29 protein-coding genes are annotated in these 23,806 nt (G+C 59.1%); 8 read left to right on the top strand and 21 right to left on the bottom strand.

What is annotated here, in order from left to right; all coding sequences use genetic code 11:
* Positions 1-22: 22 nt before the first annotated feature.
* The 6 genes from VB780_RS05450 (at position 23) to VB780_RS05425 (ending at position 4,135) form a co-directional block, all read left to right on the top strand.
* Positions 23-235 (top strand): type II toxin-antitoxin system VapB family antitoxin, encoded by a 213-nt coding sequence (locus VB780_RS05450; protein ID WP_323350128.1) that lies wholly within the window; start codon positions 23-25, stop codon positions 233-235.
* A complete protein-coding gene (locus VB780_RS05445; protein ID WP_323350127.1) occupies positions 222-620 on the top strand; it encodes a PIN domain nuclease in 399 nt (132 codons plus the stop codon). The genes VB780_RS05450 and VB780_RS05445 overlap by 14 nt, the downstream gene beginning before the upstream one ends.
* A gap of 114 nt (positions 621-734) precedes the next feature.
* The gene (locus VB780_RS05440; RefSeq protein ID WP_323350126.1) at positions 735-1,607 is read left to right on the top strand and encodes a DUF4230 domain-containing protein; all 873 of its coding nucleotides are present in this window, start codon (positions 735-737) and stop codon (positions 1,605-1,607) included.
* An 8-nt stretch (positions 1,608-1,615) separates the two neighbouring features.
* Positions 1,616-2,416 carry a glutathione S-transferase family protein gene (locus VB780_RS05435; protein ID WP_323350125.1) on the top strand — a complete coding sequence of 267 codons (801 nt, stop codon included), beginning with the start codon at positions 1,616-1,618 and terminating at the stop codon, positions 2,414-2,416.
* A gap of 3 nt (positions 2,417-2,419) precedes the next feature.
* A complete protein-coding gene (locus tag VB780_RS05430) occupies positions 2,420-3,688 on the top strand; it encodes an FAD-binding oxidoreductase (RefSeq protein ID WP_323350124.1) in 1,269 nt (422 codons plus the stop codon).
* Between the two features lie 48 nt (positions 3,689-3,736).
* Positions 3,737-4,135: a nuclear transport factor 2 family protein gene (locus tag VB780_RS05425; RefSeq protein ID WP_323350123.1), complete on the top strand. Its 399-nt coding sequence runs from the start codon at positions 3,737-3,739 to the stop codon at positions 4,133-4,135.
* A gap of 28 nt (positions 4,136-4,163) precedes the next feature.
* On the opposite strand, the gene VB780_RS05420 is transcribed toward VB780_RS05425, so the two are convergent.
* The 21 genes from VB780_RS05420 to VB780_RS05320 form a co-directional block, all read right to left on the bottom strand.
* On the bottom strand, positions 4,164-4,859 hold the full coding sequence (locus tag VB780_RS05420) for an SAM-dependent methyltransferase (RefSeq protein ID WP_323350122.1): 696 nt from the start codon (positions 4,857-4,859) through the stop codon (positions 4,164-4,166).
* A 96-nt stretch (positions 4,860-4,955) separates the two neighbouring features.
* Positions 4,956-5,756: a hypothetical protein gene (locus VB780_RS05415; protein WP_323350121.1), complete on the bottom strand. Its 801-nt coding sequence runs from the start codon at positions 5,754-5,756 to the stop codon at positions 4,956-4,958.
* A gap of 160 nt (positions 5,757-5,916) precedes the next feature.
* Entirely contained in the window at positions 5,917-6,531 is a 615-nt protein-coding gene (locus tag VB780_RS05410) for a chromophore lyase CpcT/CpeT (RefSeq protein WP_323350120.1), read from the bottom strand.
* A 64-nt stretch (positions 6,532-6,595) separates the two neighbouring features.
* The gene (locus tag VB780_RS05405; RefSeq protein ID WP_323350119.1) at positions 6,596-7,720 is read right to left on the bottom strand and encodes a type I secretion C-terminal target domain-containing protein; all 1,125 of its coding nucleotides are present in this window, start codon (positions 7,718-7,720) and stop codon (positions 6,596-6,598) included.
* Positions 7,721-7,914: 194 nt separating this feature from the next.
* Positions 7,915-8,712, bottom strand: coding sequence for an HAD family hydrolase (locus VB780_RS05400; protein WP_323350118.1), 798 nt, complete (start codon positions 8,710-8,712; stop codon positions 7,915-7,917).
* 163 nt (positions 8,713-8,875) lie between these two features.
* Entirely contained in the window at positions 8,876-10,015 is a 1,140-nt protein-coding gene (locus tag VB780_RS05395; protein ID WP_323350117.1) for an aromatic ring-hydroxylating dioxygenase subunit alpha, read from the bottom strand.
* 49 nt (positions 10,016-10,064) lie between these two features.
* Positions 10,065-12,020: an FAD-dependent oxidoreductase gene (locus VB780_RS05390; protein WP_323350116.1), complete on the bottom strand. Its 1,956-nt coding sequence runs from the start codon at positions 12,018-12,020 to the stop codon at positions 10,065-10,067.
* A gap of 454 nt (positions 12,021-12,474) precedes the next feature.
* Positions 12,475-12,987: a hypothetical protein gene (locus tag VB780_RS05385; protein ID WP_323350115.1), complete on the bottom strand. Its 513-nt coding sequence runs from the start codon at positions 12,985-12,987 to the stop codon at positions 12,475-12,477.
* Positions 12,984-13,796 carry a hypothetical protein gene (locus VB780_RS05380; protein WP_323350114.1) on the bottom strand — a complete coding sequence of 271 codons (813 nt, stop codon included), beginning with the start codon at positions 13,794-13,796 and terminating at the stop codon, positions 12,984-12,986. Before VB780_RS05380 ends, VB780_RS05385 begins: the two co-directional genes overlap by 4 nt.
* The gene (locus VB780_RS05375) at positions 13,786-14,076 is read right to left on the bottom strand and encodes a hypothetical protein (protein ID WP_323350113.1); all 291 of its coding nucleotides are present in this window, start codon (positions 14,074-14,076) and stop codon (positions 13,786-13,788) included. Before VB780_RS05375 ends, VB780_RS05380 begins: the two co-directional genes overlap by 11 nt.
* The gene (locus VB780_RS05370) at positions 14,076-15,242 is read right to left on the bottom strand and encodes a P22 phage major capsid protein family protein (RefSeq protein ID WP_323350112.1); all 1,167 of its coding nucleotides are present in this window, start codon (positions 15,240-15,242) and stop codon (positions 14,076-14,078) included. The genes VB780_RS05375 and VB780_RS05370 overlap by 1 nt, the downstream gene beginning before the upstream one ends.
* A gap of 45 nt (positions 15,243-15,287) precedes the next feature.
* Positions 15,288-15,851 carry a hypothetical protein gene (locus tag VB780_RS05365; protein WP_323350111.1) on the bottom strand — a complete coding sequence of 188 codons (564 nt, stop codon included), beginning with the start codon at positions 15,849-15,851 and terminating at the stop codon, positions 15,288-15,290.
* On the bottom strand, positions 15,796-17,256 hold the full coding sequence (locus VB780_RS05360; RefSeq protein WP_323350110.1) for a DUF4055 domain-containing protein: 1,461 nt from the start codon (positions 17,254-17,256) through the stop codon (positions 15,796-15,798). The genes VB780_RS05365 and VB780_RS05360 overlap by 56 nt, the downstream gene beginning before the upstream one ends.
* A 111-nt stretch (positions 17,257-17,367) precedes the next feature.
* A complete protein-coding gene (locus tag VB780_RS05355) occupies positions 17,368-17,754 on the bottom strand; it encodes a hypothetical protein (RefSeq protein WP_323350109.1) in 387 nt (128 codons plus the stop codon).
* Positions 17,751-18,077, bottom strand: coding sequence for a hypothetical protein (locus VB780_RS05350; protein ID WP_323350108.1), 327 nt, complete (start codon positions 18,075-18,077; stop codon positions 17,751-17,753). The genes VB780_RS05355 and VB780_RS05350 overlap by 4 nt, the downstream gene beginning before the upstream one ends.
* Positions 18,078-18,080: 3 nt before the next feature.
* Positions 18,081-19,574 carry a hypothetical protein gene (locus VB780_RS05345; RefSeq protein ID WP_323350107.1) on the bottom strand — a complete coding sequence of 498 codons (1,494 nt, stop codon included), beginning with the start codon at positions 19,572-19,574 and terminating at the stop codon, positions 18,081-18,083.
* Positions 19,574-20,266, bottom strand: a complete 693-nt coding sequence (locus VB780_RS05340) for a hypothetical protein (RefSeq protein ID WP_323350106.1) — start codon at positions 20,264-20,266, stop codon at positions 19,574-19,576. Before VB780_RS05340 ends, VB780_RS05345 begins: the two co-directional genes overlap by 1 nt.
* Before the next feature lie 35 nt (positions 20,267-20,301).
* Positions 20,302-21,375 (bottom strand): phage terminase large subunit, encoded by a 1,074-nt coding sequence (gene terL / locus VB780_RS05335; protein WP_323350105.1) that lies wholly within the window; start codon positions 21,373-21,375, stop codon positions 20,302-20,304.
* A 252-nt stretch (positions 21,376-21,627) separates the two neighbouring features.
* Entirely contained in the window at positions 21,628-21,858 is a 231-nt protein-coding gene (locus VB780_RS05330; RefSeq protein WP_323350104.1) for a hypothetical protein, read from the bottom strand.
* 189 nt (positions 21,859-22,047) lie between these two features.
* Positions 22,048-22,401: a hypothetical protein gene (locus tag VB780_RS05325; protein ID WP_323350103.1), complete on the bottom strand. Its 354-nt coding sequence runs from the start codon at positions 22,399-22,401 to the stop codon at positions 22,048-22,050.
* Positions 22,401-22,724 carry a hypothetical protein gene (locus VB780_RS05320; RefSeq protein WP_323350102.1) on the bottom strand — a complete coding sequence of 108 codons (324 nt, stop codon included), beginning with the start codon at positions 22,722-22,724 and terminating at the stop codon, positions 22,401-22,403. The genes VB780_RS05325 and VB780_RS05320 overlap by 1 nt, the downstream gene beginning before the upstream one ends.
* Before the next feature lie 238 nt (positions 22,725-22,962).
* Here VB780_RS05320 and VB780_RS05315 point away from each other — a divergent pair, with 238 nt between their 5' ends.
* Entirely contained in the window at positions 22,963-23,277 is a 315-nt protein-coding gene (locus tag VB780_RS05315) for a hypothetical protein (protein ID WP_323350101.1), read from the top strand.
* A 67-nt stretch (positions 23,278-23,344) separates the two neighbouring features.
* Positions 23,345-23,704: a hypothetical protein gene (locus VB780_RS05310; protein ID WP_323350100.1), complete on the top strand. Its 360-nt coding sequence runs from the start codon at positions 23,345-23,347 to the stop codon at positions 23,702-23,704.
* Positions 23,705-23,806 lie beyond the last annotated feature (102 nt).

Raw genomic sequence — 23,806 nt, 5'->3', positions numbered from 1 at the left:
TTTTCATTTAGATCTGTGCCCTATGAAAATTACGCTCAATCTTGACGAAGCACTGCTTGAGGAGGCGCTACAACTTACAAAGCTCACCACCCCAGAAGAGTTATTGAGCCTTGCCTTACAGGAACTTGTGAGATCACGGCGCAAAAAAAACTTGCTTGACTTAGCAGGGAAAATCCAGCTTTCTCCCAATTTTGACCATAAAGCCCTGCGCGAAACTCGCAATGTTGCTGATTGATACATCGGTGTGGATTGGTGTCTTTCGCGATCGCAGTGGTCAAGTGCGCCAACAGCTTGAAACCTTGATTGCGAACCGTCAGGTTTTACTCAACCGATTCACTCAGCTTGAACTGCTTCAGGGCAGCTCGAATGAGCAAGAGTGGGCAGTCCCCTCAACTTACCTGGAGGAACAGGACTACGTTGAACTAACAGCTTCATCTTGGCAAGCTGCTGCCCGCATTTACTATGACCTCCGTCGTCAGGGGCTGACCGTCCGCAGTCCAATAGATTGTTGCATCGCTCAAGCCGCCATCAAAAACGATTTGCTCTTAGTTCACAACGATCGCGATTTTGAAACCATTGCCCAAGTTAGAACGCTCCGCAACCTTCGTTTTCAGCCTTAAATCCTGATTATCTAAAACCGATGGCCCAGGAATGATCTACAAAAAGTACACTTGAACTAACTCATTATCTTTCCACCGTTCTCACCATCCTGTCTAACAAACCACTCCCTGCCCATGCGCCCTGCACCACCTGATCGCAAACTGCCCGACCCGCTGCCGCCGCGCTACGTAGACCCTAGCGTTCCGGCTGAGCCTTGGCCTACTCCAGTTCCACAACCCGTGCCGCAAAAGCCTCGTCGGTCGCCCTTTCGACCCATTCGCACGGTGTTCAACGCGCTGATCGGCGGCGCGGTGCTGGTGGGCATTGCGGCGGGGGTTGGTTTTTGGCGATCGCCCGATCGCTTCCTCGAAGGCATGCGCCTCATGCTCACCACCGGCCCCAGTGAGCCCCAGGTAGATGTGCGTTCTGTCATCGTTCAACAGCTGCGGGGGGCGAGCGAGCTGACCACGGCGATTTTTGCCATGGAGGCGGTGGTGCCCACCAAGAGTGATCGCACCCTGGCAGGCTACGTGATCGGCTCGACTAACCTGCTTTACATTGCCTACGGCGAAGTGCGGGCCGGGGTCGATCTCTCGCAAATCACCGCCGATATGGTGCAGGTAAACGGGGAATCTTCGATTCAGATCACCCTGCCGCCGCCGCAGATTCTCGACAGCAAAATCGATCTCAGCAAATCGAACGTGTTTGACTACAGTCGCGGCTTTTTGGGCCTGGGGCCAGATACCGCCCCCGAGCTGCAAGAAAAAGCTCAGCAAGAGGCGCTAGTCAAAATTGAAGAGGCCGCCTGCCAAGAAAATCTGCTGGCCGAGGCCAACCGCCGCGCCGAAGTCACGGTCGGACAACTTCTGTCTACCGCAGGCTTTGAAACCGTCACCGTCACCACCCAGCCGCCGACTAATTCCGCCTGTGCAGCGCCTGCAAATAGCGATACAGTGTTACCGGGTTTACCAGTGCCCACTCTGCCCCCTGAAGAACCTGGCCAATAAGGATTCCCATGCTAGAGCTTTACCAGTTTGAAGCCTCCACCTTTGCCGAAAAAATTCGCCTGATTCTCGACTACAAACAGGTGCCCTACCGCAAGGTCGAAGTCACCCCCGGCGTGGGCCAAGTCGAAATCTTTCAGCTGTCGGGCCAGCGTCAGGTGCCCGTGCTCAAGGATGGTGAGTTGGTGATTCCCGACTCGACGGCGATCGCCCTGCACCTCGAAAAAGCCTATCCCGATCGCCCCCTGATTCCCACCGACCCCAAGCAAAAGGGCCTGTGCCTGGCGCTAGAAAGCTGGGCCGATGAGGCGATCGTCCCCAAGGCCCGCGTCGTCATGGTCGGAGCCTTTAAACAGCACCCCAACTTTCGCACCGCGCTGCTGCCCAGCTTTACCCCCGCGCCCCTGCGCAGCCTGGTGGGGGCGCTACCCGGCGACCTGCTCAACCTGGTGGGCACCGGCGTTGGCTTTGGCCCCGATGACATCAAAATTGCTGCCGCTGGCCTGCGCCAGGATCTCCAAGCCCTGGTGCTGATGCTGCAAAATAGCCCTTATCTGCTGGGCGATGCACCCACCTTGGCCGACTTTGCCGTGGCCGCTGCCACCATGTACCTTAAGTTCCCCACTGCGCAGTATGTCGATCTGCCCGAGGGCATTGGCGGTAAGGGTGTCCCTGGCATTGCCGATGTGCCGGAATATCGGGCCTTTTTTGACTGGCGCGATCGCCTCTATGCCAAGTTTCGCACCGCCCGCACCAACGTGCCCCCCGCCGCCGGTTCTGCCAGCGGCCCCACCCCTATCAGCATCGACTAGGGTATGGCCAACGTTGCTGAAATTTTGGGGGATGTGGTGGAGAGCGATCGCATCCTCCCTCCCAAATCCCTCAATCTACCGGAATACCTAACGCCGCAGGCCGTCGTTTACCCCACCACCGAAGTAGAACTCTCGGCGGTCATGGCCTGCGCCGATGAAAATTCTTGGCGGGTCATACCCTGCGGCAGCGGCAGCAAATTGTCCTGGGGCGGCGTTGGGGCAGGGGTAGATTTAATCGTCAGCACCGCCCGGCTCAACCAGGTGATCGACCACGCCGTGGGGGATATGACCCTCACCGCCCAGGCGGGAGTTAAACTGGCGGATTTAGCCCCAGTTCTGGCGCAGCACAACCAGTTCTTAGCGGTTGATCCGGCCTATTCAGACCAGGCGACCTTGGGTGGTATTGTCGCCACAGGGGACACTGGATCGCTGCGTCAGCGCTATGGTGGCCTGCGGGATATGCTGATTGGCATTTCCTTTGTGCGCTATGACGGGGCGATCGCCAAGGCGGGCGGGCGCGTAGTCAAAAACGTCGCGGGCTACGACCTGATGAAGCTGCTGACCGGCTCCTATGGCACCCTGGGCATCATGTCTCAGCTCACCTTTCGGCTTTACCCAGGGCAAGATCAGTCTAAAACCGTAGTCATCACCGGGGCCGTCAGCGCAATGGATGCCCTCGTCAATGCTGTGCGTCTGTCATCTTTAACCCCAGTGGCCCTCGATGTATTGTCACCCGCTCTGGCTGCACGCCTAGGCTATGGGGAAACCTTTGCACTACTAGCCCAGTTTCAATCCATTGCGCCAGGGGTAGAGGAACAGGTCAACGCTCTCTTGGCCATGATCGGCATGGAGTTATCCGCCAAGGTGTTAGAGGGTGTAGAAGATGAGCAAATTTGGGCGACGGCCCGTGGGGCTCTCTTTCCTCAGTCTGAACAACAGGGGGCCATTGTGGCTAAGGTGGGCTTCCCCCCGGCTAAGGCGATGACCTGGCTCGACCACCTTCCTTCAGGTGGCGTGGCTCGCATCCATGCGGGTAGCGGTATTGGCACGGTGCGGCTACCCGCGGCCACCGCGGATTTGGTAGAGGAGTTACGGGCTATCTGCACCGCTAGCCATGGCTATCTCACCCTGCTGGAAGCACCGCTCTCCCTGAAAAAATCGGTGGATGTGTGGGGCTACAACGGCAATGCTTTGAGTGTGATGAAGGCGATCAAAGCCCAATTTGATCCCCACAACTGCCTTAGCCCAGGGCGCTTTTTGGGCGGTCTTTGAAATACCCTGGTTGCCTTTATAATTTGAAGACTGTTGCTTACTTTCTCCATGCCCGAAGCCAGCGTTCAAACATTGCGCGTAGCTGAGGCGGCGTTTCAGGCCTTTGCTCAAGGGCTGGCCTGTGGTGAGTGGTCGCCATTTTTAGATCAGCTCAGCGACGATTTTACGTTTTGGTTTCCTGCAGGCCCCTTTAAGGGTTTAAACCACGGACGCGAAAAGGCAGAAGCATTTTTTGAGCTGGTGTCTACGCACTTTCCTGAAGGACTGACTCTAGTCGTTCTTCAGATAGCAACTAGCCCTACTACGGTGATTTTTGAAGTTCGTTCTGAAGGCTTGATGGCAGGGTATCCTTATCAAAATCAGGCTGCGATCGCCTTTGATGTCAGGGACAATAAAATTTGCGCTTACCGAGAATATTTGGGCGTCGTATTTCAGCTCGGTCAGTAGTTTTGCCACAGGTTGAGGCTTTAGCCATCTAAATTGTTTGTAAAATGCTTTGTCGATTGATTCTCAGCATTTTGTTTCCACCTTTTTGAAACTCGTAGGCGACCGATTCAATCTGGACACTGTAGCCTTTCTTGGACAACTCTTCTAGAACCACATTCAAATGCGCATAGGGCTGACAATTGAGCTGAATCAACGGAAAAATCCGCACTTCGATCGCAACTCGCAGCAATTCTTGAATCGACGCCATATGGAAATCAAGCGAGAGCTGCTCGGCGTACAAAAACAGTAAATGGGAGCATAGGCACAGCTTAAACTGGTCGTCGTTAAAGTCTAAGCTCGGCAACGCTTGGCACAAATATCGACCGTCTGCCTTGCCTGCTCCATAGTCTAATAAAAATGTCTCCATGGCGGCGAGGCGAGCCTGGCCCAAGGCATCGGCATCGTCAAAGGTCTGCCAGACGTAGCGGCTAGCATTTTGCCTGACCTGAGAAATAATTGCGTCATAGGTGTCTCGCACCCGCTGCTCAATCTGCAACCCGGAAAATTGATACACCGGGTCAATCGACACAACGGATTTCCCCATCTCCGTCATTTCAGCATTAAAGCTGGCTGGGCCATCGCCGCAGCCGAGAATTTTTAGGCCTAAATCTGCCTCTGACAGGCTAAACATTGACCTGTATTCCTTCAGCGTTCTGCCCCAGGGGACAATTTCGTTGAGCTGCATAGGTGGACAGGCAATGATGAAACGACACCTTTAGCTGCGGGCGGAGACGATCATCGGCCATAGTGGCGCATCGTACTGATCGTCATTTTGGCTCTCCTAGCGTTTGAGAATCCAGTTCACCAGGGGAATGGCGGCTTTGGCGGGGAGGGGCTCGATCGCAAAGCGAAACGGCAATAGCAGCATAATTGGACGGCCCCCCCGCCCGCTAAAGGGCGTTAGCTGCACCACCAGGTCGAGGGAATAGTTGCGCAGGGGGCCTTTGAGGTTGGCCATTTTGGGAATATCTACCACCGGGGTGGCCTGCTGAAGCACCTGGCTGTCGGCGCTGCGGCCAAAGCAGTCTTCGCTGGCCACTACGGTGCTGAGGTACTGGTTGGGGTTGACGACGCTCGACACCTGAGGCACAGCCAGATCGAGGCGCATGCCGGGGGTGTGGCGAATCACCCGGCGAATTTCGTTGGTCATGCGGCTAATGGAGCTGCGATCCCAATCGACGATCACCTGAACAGCGCGGCTCTGGTTGACCACCTGCACCGTCAGCCCATTCACCGACTGAAGCGGGTGAGGCCCCTGGGGCAGCACCTGCACCATAATTTGCCCTTCGTCGGGTTCGTCGGGCCGATCTTCGGGAGCGGCTAGGCTTCTGGGCTCGGGCACCGTCAGCTGAAGAGAAACAACTTTACCCAACGCTCCGGCCCCAGGCTGGAGGACAGCGGCGGCGGTTTCGGCAAAGCCCTGGCGCACCAGCTGCGATCGCACCGTGCTTTCCAACCCGGCGGCGTCGGGCACCAGTACCACCTGGTCTTCCAGTTCTTCCTCAATCGACAGCGCCATCTTATAGACCACATAGCCCATACAGATGAAGTACACCGTCAGAATTAGGAAATCGGTCTCCATGCGGGGTCGGTAAGAAAGGGGAGGTGGATGGCAATTAACAAACAATTAAACAGGGGCGATTTTCCCGAGGGAACGCCCCAGATCAGGCCCTAGGGGCCTAAAGCATCGCTCCAGGGTAACACCGATGACCGCCCCGCAAGCGGCGTGGTTTACCAGCGCCTTACCCCGGCAGCGCAAAGGCGCTTTGCTTCACCAGCTGAAACGGCCCCATCAGCGGGCCCCACGTGGGTTTGCCAGTGTCCGGGTCAACGCCGCGATCTTCCATATGCAGCACCATTGGGCTGTTGGGGGCGGGCGACTCGGGGCCGAGGTCAAACTTGAGCCGCACGTAGGAAGTAGTGCCATTGACGGTAAAACTGCACAGGCTATCCCCCGGCAGGCGGGCGCTAAAGGTTTGGCTGGCGGGCTGGTACTCGATCGCCAATCCGCAGGTGGGCAGGTCAATCAGAGATTCGCGCGTGAGCGAGGCCAGGCGATCGGGCTGGGTGGCCGCACCGCTGTAGGCCACCGAGTCGGGCAGCCCGTAGTACTGCCCCCAAAGTTGGTCGTTGCGCTGGGTGATGTGCAAAATGCGCTGGCGGTAGGGCGGTTTGCCCGAGATGACGCTAATCTGCTCGATAAAAAAGCTGTACCCTTCGCCAAACAACGCCCTCGGCAGAGGCCGTTGCCACAGCCGCAGGTGGAGGTACCAGGTCGGGTCGGCCAGGGATTGCTGACGATTGTCAAACTCCCCAGCCATGTGGGTGGCCAACTGATGCAGCAGGGCCTCGCTCATAACGTTACCGCGATCGCTTCAGCCCCGATGCTACCGGAAAGTGAGACGCCTCTGGCAGCTAAATTTACTTCAGCAAGGGCAGCCCGGTAGGGGGCGTAAAGGTTAGGCTCTCGGCGGTAATAGTATCGGCCTCCACCCCCAGCAAAATGGCCTCGGTGGTGATCTGCCCCAGGGGCGTACTCACCTGCACGTGGGTATCGGCCCCCACCTGCACAAAGTCTAGAAAAGACAGCAATTCGAGACCGGCAAATAGCGACTGAGCCGCAATCAGACTAAAGTCGAGGCGATCGCCCTCGGCGGCATTAAAGTCAACCAGAATGTCGGGCTCGGCAGAGCTGAGGCCACCCACCGAAGCGCCGCCATAGCCCCCCGGCGTGTTGAGTCTAAAGATATCGGCTCCGGCGCCACCGACTAAAATGTTGCTTCCGCCGCCGCCGTCCAGCACGTCGTTGCCTAGGCCACCCAGCAGCAGGTCATCCCCCGCGCCGCCGTCGATTACATCGTCCCCAGTACCGCCAAATAGCCCGTCGTCGCCCGTGCCGCCTACCAGGGTGTCGTTGCCGGGGCCACCAAAGGCCAGGTTGTGGCCGGCCCCAGTCAACACCAGGTCATCGCCACCCAACCCAAACAGGGCCTCACTGGCGGTGGTACCGATGAGAAAGTTTTTGCTACTGCTGCCCTGTACTAGGGTGAAGACGCGGTCGTTATCTGGTTGATCAGCGCCAATGGGGGGAGCTAGGGGCTCGGCGGCAAAGAGCCCGTCTAGGGTGGTGGGGAAAAGGTCCAGCGGGGTAGTCACTGGCGACAGGGTACCGCTGGACAGATCCACCTCGTAAAGGGTGGAGTCGCCACTGCCGGTTCGACCATAGAAAAAGAGGGTGTCTACTGTGGCTGGTGCCCGATCGCGGGAGAATTCTGCCGGTGGCACGGCGTCTGTCTCCAGGGCGATGGTGAGTACGGCCTCTCCATCCCCGGTTGAGTCTGGTGCCGGGGGATCTTCTACAGGGAGTGGAGGGGCGACTGTGGCTGGGGGATCTGCTGCCAGCAAGTCTTCTACAGGGACTGTGGTGACCTCTAAGATCGGCTCTGCCGTGTCGTCAGGCACCTCGTCAGTTGGGGGTAGCGCCTCTAAAATAACAGACTCCGTCGCGGGGGCAGTTTTTGACGGGGGAACAAAGAGGTCAGGCATGGGAACACAGACAGAGACAACAGCAGAGCATTGGGCCGGAACGCTACAGTAGCCCGATCGGGATCACTGAACACCGGGGTCTATTCCACATTCTGGCTCGGGGGCCAGAATCCGGAAAAATACTGGTTGGTATCGTTACGAACAATTTAAGCGATCGCCCCAGCGGTCAAGTTTCCGTAAAATTACGGTGAATCCTAGGCTACATTGCTGGGGTCTACCGCTACCCACTGCTCAAAGGGGCCGCCAAAATCAGCCAGGGAGATCAGGTGAATACCGCTTTGGGGCGTAGCGTGCGCGCGATCGCCCGCCGTGTTGTAGCCCCAGTCGGCCAAAAACAGCGCCACATCGCCCAAGTCAGGCTGCTCCTGTACTGCTTGCAAGGCCTTTACCCGGTCTTCCACAAACCAGAGGGTCGCGTCAGGATGGGCGGCTTTGATCTGCCGCAGGGTCTCGTACTTGGGTCGCTTGACCTCTTTCCCCAGAATTCGCTCGCTGGGTAGCGTCACCCCGCTCTTAGCCAGCAATTGCTGAATAAACCGACCTTCCTTCGTCGAAATAATCACCAGCTCCACCCCCGCCGCGATCGCCTGCTGGAGGCGATCGATCACGCCAGGGTAAAAGCGCTGGTAGCTGAGCCAGCCCTCGATGTCGGATTGAATCCAGCGATCGCGCACCCCATCCACCGCTTTGCCAAGGGTGGCAGGCTCCACCCCCGCCTGGGCCAGTAGCTGCGGCACTAGCTCCGGCCAGCGATCGAGAATGTCGCGATCGGGCACCCCCGACCTCAGCCCGTAGAGCACCAGGGGCATCTCCCACCCCGTTTCTACCACGGGCCGCAGCGGGTAGAAGCGCTCCGCCAGCCCCTCCGGCGGTGCCCCCGCCTCCGGCTCAAACACCTCACCGTAGGCTCGCCAGGCGGTCTGAAAATACTCCCGCAGCCCGTCACAGACCACGCCATCAAAATCGAGCGCCAGAATATCGGGGCCAGCCATTGAAAAAGAGCCTCTAGAGTTGAACTGCGATCGCAGGCCCATTGTAGGGTGGAAAGGCACTGGCTTAGGGCCGCTGTCTCCTGATGCGGAAAGTGCAAAATTCAAAGTTCAAAATTTTGAATTTTCAATTTTGCACTTTGAATTCATCCATCTCCCCTCACCCCTACCCCTCCGCCTGCTGCCGAATCAACTGCTGCACCGCCGTCAGCGCCCGATTCAGCTCCGGCCCTCGATAGGTAGGGTGTTGATCAAAGGCCTGCTGCTCTTGCTCCAGCATTAGCACGTCTTCGCGCACCAGTCGTCGCAGCACAAAGCTCGCCGAGTTGGTAAAGGCCCGTTTGACGAACCGCCGCACCGCCAGCGGGGTTTTGTGCAGCTTCGGGAACCGCTCCAGAGAGGTAAAGTGCAGCAGGTAGGCGCGGGTATGGGTCTCGCTCACCGGGCAAAACAGGCAGTAGATGACGAAGTCATCGCCTAGGGTCGATCGCCAGTGGGGATAGTGGTAATAGACGTCCAGTGGCTCGGGGTGCAGCTTGCGTAGTGCTGGAATCAGCAGCTGGCTGGCCGACCAAATTTTGTCGATGCGGTAGTAGCTCTCAGCATCGTAGTGGGCGTGAACATGGCGATCGTTAGCCTCTAGCTCGGCCAGCACCGGGTTGGCCCACACCTGCGCGCCGCCGTGCAGGTGGCCGTGGTACATATCCATCAAATTCTCAATTAAGAATGAGTAGTGGGCCTGCACGTCGATGGTGGTCAGCGAGCCGATGAAGTTGAGGTGCTCCCACTCGGGCAAGCCCATTGGGGTAACCGTATCCGCCAGCGCTGCCTCGCCAGGGAAGAGCCAGATAAAGCCGTCGCGCTCTTGCACCGGGTACCACCGTAGGGCGCAGGTGGGCAGCTTTTGCTGGGGCTCTAGGTAGGGCACGTGGGCGCAGCTGCCGTCGGGGGCAAACTGCCAGCCGTGGTAGGCACAGGCAATGTTGTCGCCCTCGACGGTGCCCTCGCTGAGCTTGACCTGGCGATGGGGGCAGCGGTCTTCGACGGCAATGGGGCTGCCGGTGCGATCGCGGTACAGCACAATCGGCTGGTGCCATAGGCTCACCGCTAGGGGCTGGGTGCCCAGTTCTTTGCTCTGGGCCACCGCGTACCAGTGGTTGAGGTTGATACCCAGTTTTCGCAGAGGACGTTTAGGAGCCGCAGTCTCGTGGGGCGCAGAGGAATCCTGGCCACTTTCCGGCGATTCAGCCAGAGGTTCAGACTGTTTGAGGGTTGTGACCGCTGCTTCTCTAGTTAATCCGTCCATCTCACACCTGCCCTATTGCTGGAGAAAATGCCTATTCCGGGGATAACCCCTAAATTTTGAGCACCCCTTCGGGGTTGACCGAAAGAATGGGGCGGCGCTGCACCCCTTCGCGCTGCAAAATGGCGTTGGCCGCCAGCAATCCGCTGCTCACCGCCCGCTCCATCAGTCCGCAGGGGAAGGGCATGCGTACCCAGTCGCCCGCAAACAGCAGGTTGTTGACGGCGGTGGCGGTTTGGGGGCGGTTGGCAAAGCTGCCGGGAGGAAAGCCAGCGAAATTCTTTTGGTTCACTAGCTGGCGGTGCAGCACGGTCGCACCTTTTAGCTCGGGCACAATCTCGTAGAGCTCGGCCTCAAAGGTGTCGAGAATATCGGCCTGGGTGGGAAAGTCTTTCTCTTTGTAGCAGTAGGCGTGCAGCTCGACGACGCTGCCCCCGGTGCGATCGCCCCAGGCAATGTAGTCGTCTTGAATGCGGTGGTAGAGGGTAATGCTGTCGGTGAGCCGGTAGCCCGAGAGGGAGGTAAACCAGCTGTGCTGCCAGTCAAAGTCGCGATCGAGCCAGAAGCGTCCCACAGCGAAGGGGTCGGCCACCTGGAGCTGATCGATCTGGGAGACCAGGGCAGGTTCTACCTCACCGTCGGATAGCGAAAAGAGCGCTTTGATGCCGGGAATGTCGGCGGCCATGACGTAGTAGTCGGCGGTGAGATCGTGGGCAACGTTGGGAACGCCATCGACGTTGGCGGCCATGAGCTGAATGCGATCGCCCTCTCGCTGCAACACCTCAAACGTCGCCAGATTCTCCCGCGCTGGGCCAGCCAGTACCGCGCCATCGCTGGCGTAGGCGGCCCCGTGGCAGGGGCAGAGGTAGCCCTCGGCAGTGGTGGTCACCTGGCGCTGCACGCTACAGCCCTGGTGGGTGCAGGTCAGCGACAGGGCGGTTTTCGCCCCCGGTGCTACCGAATAAACGCTGTCCCCCGCACCAAAGTATTCCATCGTCTCTGAACTCAGCAGGGGGTTGCGATCGACCCAGAAGGGCACTGGATTAACCACCACGCTGCCATTCTGGTAGGTCACCCCGGCCACTTTGCCCTCCTGCCAAGCCACCTGGCTGACGGTTACGCCGGTCAGCACCTGGCCACCGTTGGCCTGGATGGCCTCGACCATAGGATCGACCAGCGATCGCCCCATGTCTTGGCAGGTGCCGTTAAAGGCCAACCCCTCGGGGTTGCCAAAGAAATAAAAGTGAAAGAACTGCATCAGCTCCCCGGCGCTGAGCACATCGGGGGAGTTGAGGCTCGACTTAGCGAAGGGCAAAAAGTAGAGGTCGTACAGCCCCTTAGGAAAATCGTTGCCCACCCACTCGGTCACCGACAGCTGGTCGAGGCGCTCGTAGGTCTGGGGGTTGCGGAAGCCGGTGATCTCGCGAAACACCTGGAGATGCTTGAGGTGGGTGAGGTTAATGCCCCACTCCAGCCGGTTTGAAGAGGAAATCGCCAGATCGACAATATTCCACGGAAATGCCGAGTTACTGGGGCGAAACACCTCGGGGTCGTAGTGGTCTTTGTAGACCAGCGAATAGTAATCGAGGGACTTGAAATTCTGCTGAATGCTCAGCTCGTCAACCAGGCTAAACAGGTTGTAGTACTGCGGGAAAAAACCGTGGAAGCCGTGCTCCATCATGAAAGACTCTTCGCCCACCTGGATGGGCCAGCTGGCGATTTTGCCGCCGAGCTGGGGCGATCGCTCTAGCAGCGTCACCGCTACGCCGCGCTGGCTCAGCTCATAGGCCGCCGCCAATCCTGCCAGCCCGCCGCCAATCACCACCGCCGTCGTGGGCTTGCCGACCTGGGTGGGCAGTTCGAGGCGATCGCGCTGAAACACCGTGGGCTGGGGCTTACTGAGGCGCGAGTAGCTCAGCAGTGCCGCTATCCCCCCCACGCCAAACAGCTTGAGGACATGACGACGGGCCAGGGTTTGGGCAAACAGCCCCTCTATGGATTGACTCATCTGAAGTTGTAGGCGTTGCTTGGGTCAAACTCGCCTCAGGGATATCCCCAAGGGTGTGTGGAGAGCGACTTGGGCATTAACGGTAGCACAGTCTCCCAGCCAGGGGAGGGGCATCGGGCGCTCCCGGCCAGAGGAGGCTGAATCCCGCGTGGAACCTGTTAAAGACTGTACTTTTAAGAAGTATATACAGGCAAGGGATAATGGAAGACTTACCTATCGACTTCATAGCCCCCGTGCGCGATGACGTTTGGGGGCTTTTTGCGTGGGTCGCAGTGTGCGGCCTGCTGGTGTGGATTCTATAAAAACTAAAAAATTTTGTGCGTGGCCTAAGAAAATGTGGCAAGGGGTATGTGGGGGGAGCACCTGGCTAAGTCGATAGGCGATTGGCCGGGCCAGGGGAACCCCAACGCACCAGAGCGAGGCACCTGACCCGGTTGTCCCCATTCGTTCCCACTTACCCAGGCAATGAGAAAGGTAGTTCATAAGTTGCGATCGCACCATTCAAAGACTCAACCAGAGCTGGGGTTATGTGGCTGTTGCTTCGGAGGTTCTGCCACACAGCACCAGCGGCAGCGTAATCTCTTTGGGCGATCGCATTCTCAAGGGCGAGCATAAGCCCCGGCTGTGCTTGCAGTAGAGCCATATAGTCGGCATCGCGGTATCGCCAAAGTCGGAAGCCCGACCAGTCAGCCAGATCAGGGGCCGCGTCGGGTGGAGAGTCAGGTGGCAGAGCCGCTAAGTATTGCTCAATCTTGGCAAGGTAAGGAGAGCGATCGCCCAGGCGCTCAGGCGCGGGCCATTGGTTCCCATCAACAACAATCGAGTGCTGTATGGGTAACCACTGCTCAACCGCTCCAGGCTCATAGCTAAAGTCAGGCTCAAGCTCCAAGAACTGCGCCAGGGTGCAGCTAAAGTAGGCCTCTCCGTTCTCAAGGGTGATGCGATCGTTGCCTGCTAAAAATCTCATGCTTTCTGACCAGTAAACCAAAGCACTGTGTACGCAGCCCAGGGCTGCATGTTGTTGTGGGGTGAGCCAGAACCTTGGCTCTGAATTGTGATTCCTGTAGAAGCGTTATTTACGCCGTAGTTTTGAGGCCCGATGAAGCTACCGTTACGCTCAATGGCTTGGACATCCGTGCCAGTTCCAGGGTCTGTTCTAGATATGGTCATTGTGTGGCCGTGCCCCGGATCATTTACGCCGTGCCCGTGGGTCGCGTTCTCGACCTCAATCAGTGCATGAGTCTCTGCCCCACCCCGAGAACCAATCGCCCTATTGGTCAGCCCCGAACCTTGGCCCGCCGCGATGGGCGATCGCCCTCGTTGGTCAGGCACAAGCAGCCGTTTACCGGCTGCCCAGTCAGCCGCAGCAGTTGCCCCAGCTGTCGAGGGCACCCCGTCAACGGTGAGAATCGACCACCCAGCCGTAGCCAAACCCAAGTGCTCCCAGAGCCTATAGAACAGCTGCTCAAGTTTGGCGAGCGCCACCGTCGAGCCGCTGCCAACATTGCCAATAGAGCCACCATTCGGCGCATACCAGAGCCACCCAGCTGGATCGGTGTAGAGCTGATTAGCTAGAGTCACCGGGTAGGGAATCAGGGTAGACGAACCCACCAACAGCGCCGAAGCAGATGCAGTGGAGGAAGCCAAGGCGATCGCATCGAGCAGTTCTAGCGATCGCCGCTCAAAACTAGAAGGATTCGTCACCACCGGCACCACCCCACCCATCGCCACAATGATGCCTTCGAGCTTGGCCAGGTAAGCCGCCTCATAGTTCATAGTCCTTCGCCTGCAATGCCTCTAGCAGTTCCTCTCTGTCCATCCCCGAGCGACCGGGTATCTTCTCATCACTGGCCAGCGATCGCAGTTCAGTCAGATTCAGGTCGCTCAGCTTTGGCCCAGGCCCAGGCGGTGCCATTTCCTCACCCGTAGAATCGGGCTCATGGATCAGACCGTCATAAACCCGGTGCTGCTCCGGGTCGAAGTCAGCAGCATTGATCAGCATCCACCCCTGGGGCAGGTCAGAGGTGGCGATCGCGATCGTCGGCAGTTCAGCCATTACTCACCCACCGCCCCCGCAATCCGCACCGCTAAGCGCGGGTCAACTAGCTTTCTCCCCCACAGGCAAGAGAGGTAAAAACCTACCTGGTGATATTCGTCCTTGATTTCCAGGCGCAGGGTAACGCCAGTCATCTCATCCACCCAGGTCATAAAGTTGCTGGTTACGCCAGGGATATTCAGCCGAGCCGCAGGGCGAGAGTCAAAGGCAAACGCCATGGGGTGAAACGCCAGGTTAATGCTGTGGGAGGCCCGCAGCGTCACCGCCTCACCGCCCGCCTTGGCCACCCTCAGCGGCGGCTGAATGCTCACGTTGGTATTACCCACCGCCAGGTTTACCCCAGTCACCACCACGTAGGTTTGGGTGTCGCCTGCAAAAGAGATGATGTCGCCCGCCACCAGCGGGCTAGCGTTAGTCGCCTTGGCAATGCTGATGGTCGTCACACCCACCGCATGGGCACCGTTGACGGTGGCCGCTCCAGCGGTTAGGGGGGTGCTGGTGTGGCTAATGCCATCAAAGCCCACATCTTCATGCCAGTCGAACCCGTAGGCCCGCCCGATCTCCCCCTCGCGCAGCGTCTCGCTAGAGCCCGACTGATCCACCAGGCGAAAGTTTTGCAAGCCCGTCGCGTTGCCATAGGCCCCACTGTTCAGCACCAGCTTTCGCATAAAGCGCGGGCACTTCTGACGGGTCAGCACGGTTTTAGCTTGCTGTGCCTCAGCAGGGCTAGCGCCAAAGGGTGTAGTGCCAGCCGTACCCACATAGCCGTAGATGCCGCGATAGGTGGCCAAAATAGAAGCCGTGATTTCCTCAACAATCGGCCCCACCGCATTCTGCAAAAACATCGGCGCGGCAGTATCGGCATTTTCTAAAAGCGTGATGTGCTTCTCAGTCAGCGGAAAGTTAACCTCCCTCCAAAAGTCGAGGGGCACCTGTACCGTAGTCGGCGCAGGTGCGGCCTGTGAGGCCGGGGGCACTGCGGCTGGCACCACATCACGGGCTGCAAATTCAGGCGGTACAATCACCTCAGTCACCCCGCCACGGGTCGCAGCCTGGGAGCGATCGCCCGTTGTGAGATTGTTCACCAGCGCAGGTAGAGCGGTCTGCTTGCGGATGGTCTGGACAGCCAGGGCCAGCACCTTACCGTAGAGGTCTTCGATAGCCATTGAAGTTAGTTCCTAAAGAGTTGAGAGAATCAAAATCAGCACGGGCTAGAGCTTGAGCGCAATGCTACCGTTCAGCACATCAGACGGATCTAAGCCCGTCACCATGCCGTTAGTAGCCTGCACCGTGCGCGGCGAGTCATCGGCGGTAGTCGCCCCCGGCGCGGCCCCCGTGCCGGCCCCATCCTCCGCGTGGAACATGTCGGGATATTTGGTTTTAAGGCCATCCCAAAACCCCTCGGGGGTCTGGGGTGTGCCATCCTCGGCCAGCTCTATAGAGCCAGTTACTCTGGGCAACAGCAGTTCTTCGTATTGCGGGCGCACCCCGGCTGCCGCTAGGCCCCGAGTCGCGGCCAGCTCCTTCGAGAGTTGGGCATTGCCGTCCTGAAATTGCTTGAGCTGGGCTTGATAGTTGTCCCGCTCAGTTTGCAGCTGCTGATACTGGGCATCACTCGCGGCGCGGGTCGCCTGGTTGGCGATCGCCTCACGAGCAGCCACCGGGTCTAGACCCTGGTAGGGCTGTAGGGCTGTGCTCAGAGCATCAATCTGGCTGGTATCAGCCCCTTCGGGTAGAGCCGTTTTGATTTGATTGAGTGCTTTCAGAAAGTCCATCGGGGTTGTCCTCAAGGGTTACAGAGTCAGGGAAGAAGTTAGCGGCAGCGGCCAGGCGGCGCAGCTCTTGGGTGCTGATCTCGCCCAGCTCGCGCAGGCGGGTATAGGCCAGTAGCAGCTGGGGGTCACTGGCCAGGTTGTCGAAGAACTTGGTTTCTAAGGTGGCCGTACCGCCATAGTCCAGGCCCAGCCATTGAGCATGTCGGCGCAGGCACTCGGTAATGCCCGTGGCAAAGTCAGCGGCGAACAGGTAGAGCTCAGACTCGATCTTTTTGGCCTGCACCATCGTGGTACTAGCCGCCTGGCGATCGCTCGGCTTGACCAGATAATCGGCCCCTAAAAAATCCATCGCACTCTCAATGTCTTTCACCTCAATGCGCGACATCGCCAGACTTTGACTGTTCGGCTCAGACCAGCCGAAGCCACCGCCCAAGGGCACATCGACCAGCTGACGAGGCCCAAGGGTTAGATCCTCACCCTGGCCACCCGTGCGCACCGGAGTGGGGAAACAGCAGTAGTGCATTTTTTGGCGGTGGTCTGAGTTCACCTGGTAGTGAACTAGGTTGAGCTTGGCCAGGCTCAGCAGCGTGGGGTTGCTGGTAAAAAAACCAGTGCGATCGCCCCCGTACAGGCAGACCAAAGGAATATGGTCGAAGGGTTGTACCACACCGCGCAGCCGCCGCCCCATTTCACCGCAGCGCTCGGGAATAACGTACTGGGTTAGCTGCCCATTCAGCGGTGACTTGGCCACCGTGAAGGTGTCGAAGCGGCCAGGGGTCAGGCGTAGGTAAAAGGTCTGCTCTTTCTCCCCATACTCGCCATCGGGCAGCACCTGCGAGTAGCGCAGCACCGCCATGCTCAGCACATTGCGGCCACCCACCCGCCGATAGCGCCAGTTGATCACATCGAACGGCTTGTAGTGATGCCAGTGGGGGGCACGGCCTGCGCCCAGGCTATCGGCCAGACTCACAATCGAATCGTCGGCCTCGGGATAGTCAACCAAGCAAAACGTGTGGCCCAGGCTCAGGGCCGACATGCCAATCTGGCCGCAGAGGCGATCGCCGGTCAGCCCCTCGCCGTCGAGATTGGCCCATTGTTTTTTGACCGCCGCTGGGACATCGACGAGCCGCACCCCTTTGTTAAACACCAGGCCCACAAAATCCCGGCAGCTCTGGGCAAAGCGATCGTCAAAGTGCGATTGCAGCAGCCGCAGCTTGTATTCGTCCGATTCTTCGGCGGGCAGCTGGGGCAGGTAGCGCTTAGCGTTTTGGCGTGGCTCTATGGTGCCGTCGGCGCGATAGTCCAGCCAGGCGCGATCGCCCGTGTAGACATCCTCCAGCAATCGCCAGACGGGCAGCTGTCGGCGGTAGGCGGTGCATTGAGTGTCGATCAGCGCGGGAGGCAAAGCATAAGTCTCATGGGACTAACGCTAAGAATACCCGGTGTGAAGGGGAAGCACATAAAAAACCGCCCAGGAGCACCAGGCGGCAGACCACAGCTTCGAGAGTTTTCGACCTTAACCCCGTATTGTACGACCCCCGCTCCAGCGGCCACCGTCGCCGCCCCCGCCATAGATGCGGCGATAGACCACCAGCCCCGTGGTGGCCGCAATTTCGTCTATATATTGGTTGGCCTCATTGTGAAAGGTCGCCATGCGTTGGCCCGGGGCGTACTGCTGGGTTCCCCCTGCACCAGAGCTAAAGGTTTGAGCCGCGAAGGGCACCGTAGTGATGATCTGCTGCTGGATGCGATCGAGCTGGCGAAGGTGGCCCCGAATCGTGCCCTCGCTGGCTTCGGTGAGGTAGGTCGCGCAGCGGTCCGCGATCGCCTGCGCGTTGGTTTGGTCACCGGGATAGCCCAGGTAGCGGCGAATGCTTTCAATTTCAGCCGTTGTAAGGCTCATGTTTGGGTTGCTCCAGTAGTGTCAGACCAGCTCTGTAAACCAGTGGCCACCGCCACCAGGGCGCAGTGACGGCGGTACTCGCGGCGCAGCTCAGAGACCAGGGTAGAGCCTTCGGTTTGGGTCTCGGTCAAGATAGCGGCGGCCAAGGTGTCAAGGGTAGTCAAGTAGTCTTCGATTGTGGCGATCGCATCGTCGCTGTAGGTAGTGTCCGTCATGCCCTCAATCGCCGCTAGCGCAGCGGCGATCGCCCCCTGGCTGCTGTTGTCGGCGGGGTAGCCCAGATACTTCCCTATTTTTTGAGCAGTGGCAGAAGCGAAGGCCATGGCTTATCGGTTTGAGCGTCTGACATATCGTATTGCAGCATCATCCTTGGGGGTGAACTCTGACGAGATGGCGATCGTGGGGAATAGGTCAGCCACCGAAGGAATGCCGTCGAGCGGTTCTATCCGGCCATTCCTCTGAATAAATTCATCGACGTTTGCATTACGGGCGCTAGCCGTTCTGGCTGTGTCGGTGTTCTCTATGGCGGCCCAGTTGATGGGGCTGCCCACCAAGGTTTCCCCATATCGCCCCTTCTTACTACTGCTCGTAGTCGTGCCATCTGGGTTGAGCCGCCAGAGTCTGCCCAGGCGATTGCTAAGCGATCGCGCCGAGCGTTGCGCCCGTTCCTGCTTGTTCTGGGCTGCCCGAGCCCGGCCAATGGATCGCGCCGTGGATCTAAAGGCGGCATTGAGTTCAGCGTTGGCCTGGTTGTAAGCGCGATTCCCCTCCGGGGAGGCTCCGCCAACGGCGGTCAGCGTCGGCGAGTTGGTAAACTCACGACCTGGGCTGTCATTCTTGAAGGTGCGCACCCACTTGACTAGAGTTTTCTGATCGCCCAGCGACCTGGCCGACGAGACGATGTGTTTGCAGGGCGACTCTGGCCGAATCTGCCCCCAGCTCCGAGTTTTGCGGTGCGAGGGCGCGGTGGCCACCCGGTAGGGTGATTCCTCACCGGTATAGTCTGGGCAGCGGCAAGCGTAGGCCCATGGCCCCTCGCCCATCAAAAAGCCTGGGGGGGCAGTGCCGCCGCCGCCTGGGTCTGGGTCAGGTGGAGGGGTAGATCCGTCATCACAGTAGGGAGACGGTAGCCCGTTAGGGTCGTTAAGGTAAAAATCGCCTCCCGATACGGTAGTCAGCACAAAGCCAGGAGTCACGTAGCGATCGTCTGCCTTCCAGGCCGCCCATTCAGCCGCTAGATCAACATTAGGATTGGTGCCATAGTAGTAAACCGTTTCCCCCGACCAACCACTATCGCCATCGTCGCTGTACCAGTACCAGGGCGCATAGAAGAACGGCCCCTCAGAATAGCCGCCACCCTCGGCCACATAGCTACCAGGGGGTGAAATCGACTGCGCTACAGACTGAGGCATAGTGCCAGAGCCAGAACCCGTTGTGTAGTAGGGCGGCGGCAGGGTGAAATCAAAATCAAGATAGTGCCACCCGACCCAAGTATGATCAAGCGTGGTTCCCGCTGGTGGGCAAGCCGGGAGTGTGCCGCCCCCACCATCGCCACCGCCGTCGCCGCCGCCGTCGCCGCCGCCGTCGTCGCCGCCGTCGCCATCGGCCCGCACCGCATCAACTCGCCAGTTACCCCCATCCGCAGCAGGCCCGCGCGGTGAGAAGAACCAAAACCGCCAGCCGTCGCCAATGCGATCGCGCCGAGTAGGGCTGATGTAGTAGCCCCGGCTCACCCGTGCTTTACGGCTCACATAGTTGCGCGTCTCGTAACCCGTGTAGCTGACCTTGGCCCCCGGAGCACGAAAGAACCTACTACCCATCACAACTCCAGAGCGTTAAAGCGCGAGGCAAATTGTTTGAGGCGCAGCGTCCAGGTGTGAACAGCACGGCCCAGAGCCGCGGGGTCGCTAATCACCTGTTCGTGGATCATGTAGGGGGTGACGTGGTAAGTGGCGATTGCCGTTAGCCCCCGTTCTGGGTACATCCGGCCCCACGCCAAGAAATAACCAGCAGCCTGGAGCTGTGCCTCGGCAACCGCTTCAGGCCAAATCGTATAGGCCGAGGTTTTCAGCTCAATTAGGGCCACCAGGCCACCGGGCAAAGTGGCTACGATGTCGAGGGTCCCCGCATAGCCCAAAGGAACGCTGTGCACCACCTGATCGACATAGACCCGCCCGCCAGTTTTGATGATGCCCCGCACCAGCGGCAGTAGGCGCTTACACTGGCGCTCGACCGGGTGAGGGGCACCGTAGATCCTGCCCTCCGTTAGACACCGCTTTGCCCAAGCATCAACAGCAGTCCCACGGGCGATCGCCGCCTCCCGTTTCATGTGGTAGTTAGCCGGTGCCGCCAGCTCAGCCCGCACCAACGTATCGCGCCGCGCCTGGGGCATGGTCACATCTAAAATGCTGGTCACGCTGGGGAGGCGGATCGGCTCAGTGCCCGGAGGGTCGATAACGGTGTACCAGCGCACGCTCTTTTTAAAGGTGGTTTTTTGCGTATGCCCTATCATGCCCGCCCTGGCATGAATGAGTCTAGTTTTGAGACTCAGCGAAATTTGGCTGAGCCAAACCGGGGCATCGCCACGCCGGTCAGCTCCAGGTAGGCCATCGCCGCCGCGTCGGTGATGTCGTCGTGGGGGCCATCGGGGAAGGCGGTAAGCTCGTTAATCAGCTGGTTATTCCAGGGCCCTTGCAGCAAATACACCTCGCCAAATTCCGCCGCCCGGCTGAGGGGGTTGGCCCGCTCCAATTTGCTTAGGGTCGTGGTGATGCCCTTCGCGTCGTAGCCGGGGAGGTGCGATCGCAGCACCTGATTCTGATATTCCCCGGCTTGGCCTGGGTCGCGTTGCCAGCGGATCGGGATGCCAGGGCCATCGGCAGCCGCGATCGCCTTCAGCTTGGTATCCACTCCGGCAGGGGTCAAATGTTCATGGGTGCAGTCAGTAATCACCACGCCGCCGTTCTGCATCAGGCCCATGCGCACGCTGGCGGTAGCGTCGGGGTCTTTGCCCTGCATGTCGCCAGTGCTGGCGAAGTCCCACACCCTGACCCACTTCACCACCTGGGGCAGCTGCTGGGTGATGGTAAACCATTCGGTTCTGAAGACTTTCCCGGCCTGTGCCCTCACATTCCAATTACCATCAAGCAGTTTTTGGCGCTCCACCAGGGGCAGCGCCTTTAGTTTTTTCAGATAGTTCTTGTCTTTTTGCAGCAGTGCCGGGTTGTCGTAGACGCTCGACGGAATGAAGGTAATGCTAAGACTGTCTTCGGTCGGCTCGTCAAACCAAAGCAGCTCCCCTTCGTGTCGCTCATAGTGGCGAATCACCCCAGAGCGCTCATAGTTTGGGAAGCCATCGTCAGCGATCCACCAGTCAATCAGCGATCGCACAAAGCTGTCAGGGTCAGGGTTGCAGGTTGCCCGTAGGTAGGGTGCAATGCCCGAGGTAGAGCGCAGGCGGGATGTGATGTAGGAATACTGATAATCGCTAAAGTGCGTGAGTTCATCCATCGCCACATAGACCAACTCCGTGCCCTGCCATTCCAGAACCGCCGCATCATTTTTTAGGTGACGCATCACAGCGTAAGCACCGCTAGAAAATGACCACTTTAGGGCTGACACTTGCGGAACACCACCGGCCAGAGGAAAGACCCCTAAGCTTGCGTCCCAAAGTCAAAGGCCACCGGGATTCTTGATCTGGGGGTAGCTCCGGCGAAAGAATGTAGCGTTGAACGCTGGGTTTTTGATGTGGCGCAGCGCTTCAAGCAGAATCGTCCACGACTTCCCACCGCCAGCGCTCAGCCGCCACCGAAAATTACGATATCGGCAGAGCTAGCCAAGGCCATTGATTGAGGGCCGGGCTGGGGTCGCAGTTCAATTCTCGATGACATGGGCAATCACCTCCTGATTCCCCGTAAGGTGGGGTTGCCCTAAACAAGGTGGGGCGATCGCCATCGATGTCCCCAAATCTAAGGCAATGATAAGGCCCGCCCTAACTCCATGCCCGCCGCCGCCCTGTCGTCGCCCTGGGAACTCATCCCGGTCGCCCTTCGCCGCCAAGATAAACAGCACCGCCAGGGCCAGCAAAGCAAATCTGAAAACCATAAAAATTTTGCGCCTCTCCTGAAAAAATGTGACGGGGGGTATGTGGGGGGAGCACCCGGCTAAGTCGATAGGCGCACGGTGCAGGCGGGGGCACCTGACCCGGTTTGCTGCTGCTCTGTCTTGTGCCGTTGCTGTCGATGGGTCGAGGGTTGCGATCGCATCCTTCAACCTATCCACCCATTCACTGCATCAGGCAGCGGAACCGCGCCCATTGTCCGGTAGGTAGATGTGCACCTCAGCCTGTGCCGTTGCTTCCGGTTGGGGGCGATCGCTCCATCCCGCCTGTGCCTTCAACCAGAAAATGCAGGCCGCTACATCGCCGCTCATCGCCAGGTTGTAGAGGCGCTCAGCTACATTGCTAGTCGCTTCGATTCTGCCTTTGCGGTAGGCCGTGGCGATCGCCGGTAGCTCCTTCCATTTTTGCAGGGTGCTAACGCTCACATCGCAGGCGATCGCAATGTCTTCCAGCCGAAAGCCTTGGCCCGCCAGTCGCTCAACTTTGGCAATGTCGGCAGGGGTTGGATTAATTTTTGCTCTCGCCATCACTTCCCCTTGCCGTCCAGCAACACCCGCTCGATTCTCTCTAGCCGCTCATGCACTCGGGCAAGCCGTAGCGTCAGCTCATGGTTGGTCCTGACCAGCGTATCGTTAGATTTCTGCTGAGACTCCACCAGGCGCTCTAGCATTTGCCAGCTCTCGGTGCTTTGAGCAGTGGCATGTTTTAGAAAGTATTGCAGGCACCAGAGGCCCGCGATCGCAAAGAACCCGATCTCACCAAAAGGTATCTGGTCCATCGCTGGGGCCAGGGCTGGGGCTTCAGAGGCTTGGGCCAGGGCGGCAGTAGCTTCGAGGGTGTAACGATCCATGGGTCTAGAGTTCACCTAAGAACGAATGTTCTACACCAGTGAGAATGCTGAATGATAAAGTTCTGGTGTCTTTCCAGACGCTTACACTCTGGACATTTCACACCACTTTGCCCCGGCCTCGGCTGGGGCTTTTGCTGGCGCACTGCTGCAGGATGATTGGGGGGCGATCGCCACACGGTTAGCCGCTCTGCTCCGCGCCACGGCTTGGGGCTATCCGCTAACAACGGCCCTATCAAAGGTGAATGTTGACCGGCAGCTGCGCGGGCCGTTCCGCTTCTATCCCCAGCGGCCCAAAGGGCACGGGCATAGACCTCTGTTCAGCCGGAACGACAAAGGCCCCGATTTGCCACAGTTATCTAGCCTCCACAGGTTTCCGCAGGCATTATCCCTAGGGATGAACCCGCGCCAGCCCGTGCCTATTCCGGCCACTCAGCAGGGCGATCGGTGCTGCATGGTTGACGTCGCGCGGCCTCCCTTGGTGCTGCGCTCCATTGCGCCACCGGGCACAGCGATCGGTCACAGGTTCAGCAGTCGCTTTGGCAGCTGGCGCTAGTACCCCTATCAGGAAGCCAAGGCGATCGCACCGGGGCGGTGCGGTGTTGTTTCGGCAGGTGTGCCACATGCTTACACGTCATCAGTTTTCGTTGGTTGTCGGTGCTCGGGTTCCTCGCTCTTGGCGTCACGTTCGGTTCTGGCGCTCCCAGGGCGCGGGTTGCTTCTGTCTCTGGGGCATTCCCTCAGCGGCGGCGGCTCCAGTCTCGGCGCGTCTCGTTTCGCAGGGTGCCTACGCCCTCGGCGGTGGTGCGTGTTCCACGTTCCCCGGTCATTCGTTCATCACGTTTCAGTGCCCCGCCGCCACAGCGGCCCGTCTAGCGCTGCTGTTCCCCTGCCCTGCCGGGTCGTCGCCGGTCGTGGTCAGCGGTTCAGGGGTGCCCGGCTCTCGGGTCGGGTCGCGGTCGGTGGTGCAGCTCTGCGCCTAGCGTTCTCCCGGCGTTGGCCCTCGCCTTCGCCGGTTTTTTTATGGTTCCGAATTTTCCCGATGTAGGAAGGCGGGCCGTGCGCTTGGGCGCACCGCCCTATCC

This window comes from Leptolyngbya sp. CCNP1308 (assembly GCF_034932455.1).
Taxonomy (GTDB): Bacteria; Cyanobacteriota; Cyanobacteriia; order Phormidesmidales; family Phormidesmidaceae; genus Nodosilinea.
Note: the sequence above shows the minus strand (reverse complement) of the source record. Positions and strands in the feature narration are given on the sequence as shown.

What these genes read in the sequence shown, in the direction of transcription:
- VB780_RS05370 (WP_323350112.1), bottom strand. Translation starts at nt 15,242, where the DNA reads ATGGCTATCGAAGACCTCTACGGTAAGGTGCTGGCCCTGGCTGTCCAG.
- VB780_RS05445 (WP_323350127.1), top strand. Translation starts at nt 222, where the DNA reads ATGTTGCTGATTGATACATCGGTGTGGATTGGTGTCTTTCGCGATCGC.
- VB780_RS05350 (WP_323350108.1), bottom strand. Translation starts at nt 18,077, where the DNA reads ATGGCCTTCGCTTCTGCCACTGCTCAAAAAATAGGGAAGTATCTGGGC.
- VB780_RS05400 (WP_323350118.1), bottom strand. Translation starts at nt 8,712, where the DNA reads ATGGCTGGCCCCGATATTCTGGCGCTCGATTTTGATGGCGTGGTCTGT.
- VB780_RS05325 (WP_323350103.1), bottom strand. Translation starts at nt 22,401, where the DNA reads ATGGCGAGAGCAAAAATTAATCCAACCCCTGCCGACATTGCCAAAGTT.
- VB780_RS05430 (WP_323350124.1), top strand. Translation starts at nt 2,420, where the DNA reads ATGGCCAACGTTGCTGAAATTTTGGGGGATGTGGTGGAGAGCGATCGC.
- VB780_RS05340 (WP_323350106.1), bottom strand. Translation starts at nt 20,266, where the DNA reads ATGATAGGGCATACGCAAAAAACCACCTTTAAAAAGAGCGTGCGCTGG.
- VB780_RS05415 (WP_323350121.1), bottom strand. Translation starts at nt 5,756, where the DNA reads ATGGAGACCGATTTCCTAATTCTGACGGTGTACTTCATCTGTATGGGC.
- VB780_RS05410 (WP_323350120.1), bottom strand. Translation starts at nt 6,531, where the DNA reads ATGAGCGAGGCCCTGCTGCATCAGTTGGCCACCCACATGGCTGGGGAG.
- VB780_RS05440 (WP_323350126.1), top strand. Translation starts at nt 735, where the DNA reads ATGCGCCCTGCACCACCTGATCGCAAACTGCCCGACCCGCTGCCGCCG.
- VB780_RS05320 (WP_323350102.1), bottom strand. Translation starts at nt 22,724, where the DNA reads ATGGATCGTTACACCCTCGAAGCTACTGCCGCCCTGGCCCAAGCCTCT.
- VB780_RS05355 (WP_323350109.1), bottom strand. Translation starts at nt 17,754, where the DNA reads ATGAGCCTTACAACGGCTGAAATTGAAAGCATTCGCCGCTACCTGGGC.
- VB780_RS05365 (WP_323350111.1), bottom strand. Translation starts at nt 15,851, where the DNA reads ATGGACTTTCTGAAAGCACTCAATCAAATCAAAACGGCTCTACCCGAA.
- VB780_RS05385 (WP_323350115.1), bottom strand. Translation starts at nt 12,987, where the DNA reads ATGAGATTTTTAGCAGGCAACGATCGCATCACCCTTGAGAACGGAGAG.
- VB780_RS05450 (WP_323350128.1), top strand. Translation starts at nt 23, where the DNA reads ATGAAAATTACGCTCAATCTTGACGAAGCACTGCTTGAGGAGGCGCTA.
- VB780_RS05435 (WP_323350125.1), top strand. Translation starts at nt 1,616, where the DNA reads ATGCTAGAGCTTTACCAGTTTGAAGCCTCCACCTTTGCCGAAAAAATT.
- VB780_RS05330 (WP_323350104.1), bottom strand. Translation starts at nt 21,858, where the DNA reads ATGGTTTTCAGATTTGCTTTGCTGGCCCTGGCGGTGCTGTTTATCTTG.
- VB780_RS05390 (WP_323350116.1), bottom strand. Translation starts at nt 12,020, where the DNA reads ATGAGTCAATCCATAGAGGGGCTGTTTGCCCAAACCCTGGCCCGTCGT.
- VB780_RS05420 (WP_323350122.1), bottom strand. Translation starts at nt 4,859, where the DNA reads ATGCAGCTCAACGAAATTGTCCCCTGGGGCAGAACGCTGAAGGAATAC.
- VB780_RS05345 (WP_323350107.1), bottom strand. Translation starts at nt 19,574, where the DNA reads ATGGGTAGTAGGTTCTTTCGTGCTCCGGGGGCCAAGGTCAGCTACACG.
- VB780_RS05380 (WP_323350114.1), bottom strand. Translation starts at nt 13,796, where the DNA reads ATGAACTATGAGGCGGCTTACCTGGCCAAGCTCGAAGGCATCATTGTG.
- VB780_RS05310 (WP_323350100.1), top strand. Translation starts at nt 23,345, where the DNA reads ATGCTTACACGTCATCAGTTTTCGTTGGTTGTCGGTGCTCGGGTTCCT.
- VB780_RS05405 (WP_323350119.1), bottom strand. Translation starts at nt 7,720, where the DNA reads ATGCCTGACCTCTTTGTTCCCCCGTCAAAAACTGCCCCCGCGACGGAG.
- VB780_RS05425 (WP_323350123.1), top strand. Translation starts at nt 3,737, where the DNA reads ATGCCCGAAGCCAGCGTTCAAACATTGCGCGTAGCTGAGGCGGCGTTT.
- VB780_RS05395 (WP_323350117.1), bottom strand. Translation starts at nt 10,015, where the DNA reads ATGGACGGATTAACTAGAGAAGCAGCGGTCACAACCCTCAAACAGTCT.
- VB780_RS05375 (WP_323350113.1), bottom strand. Translation starts at nt 14,076, where the DNA reads ATGGCTGAACTGCCGACGATCGCGATCGCCACCTCTGACCTGCCCCAG.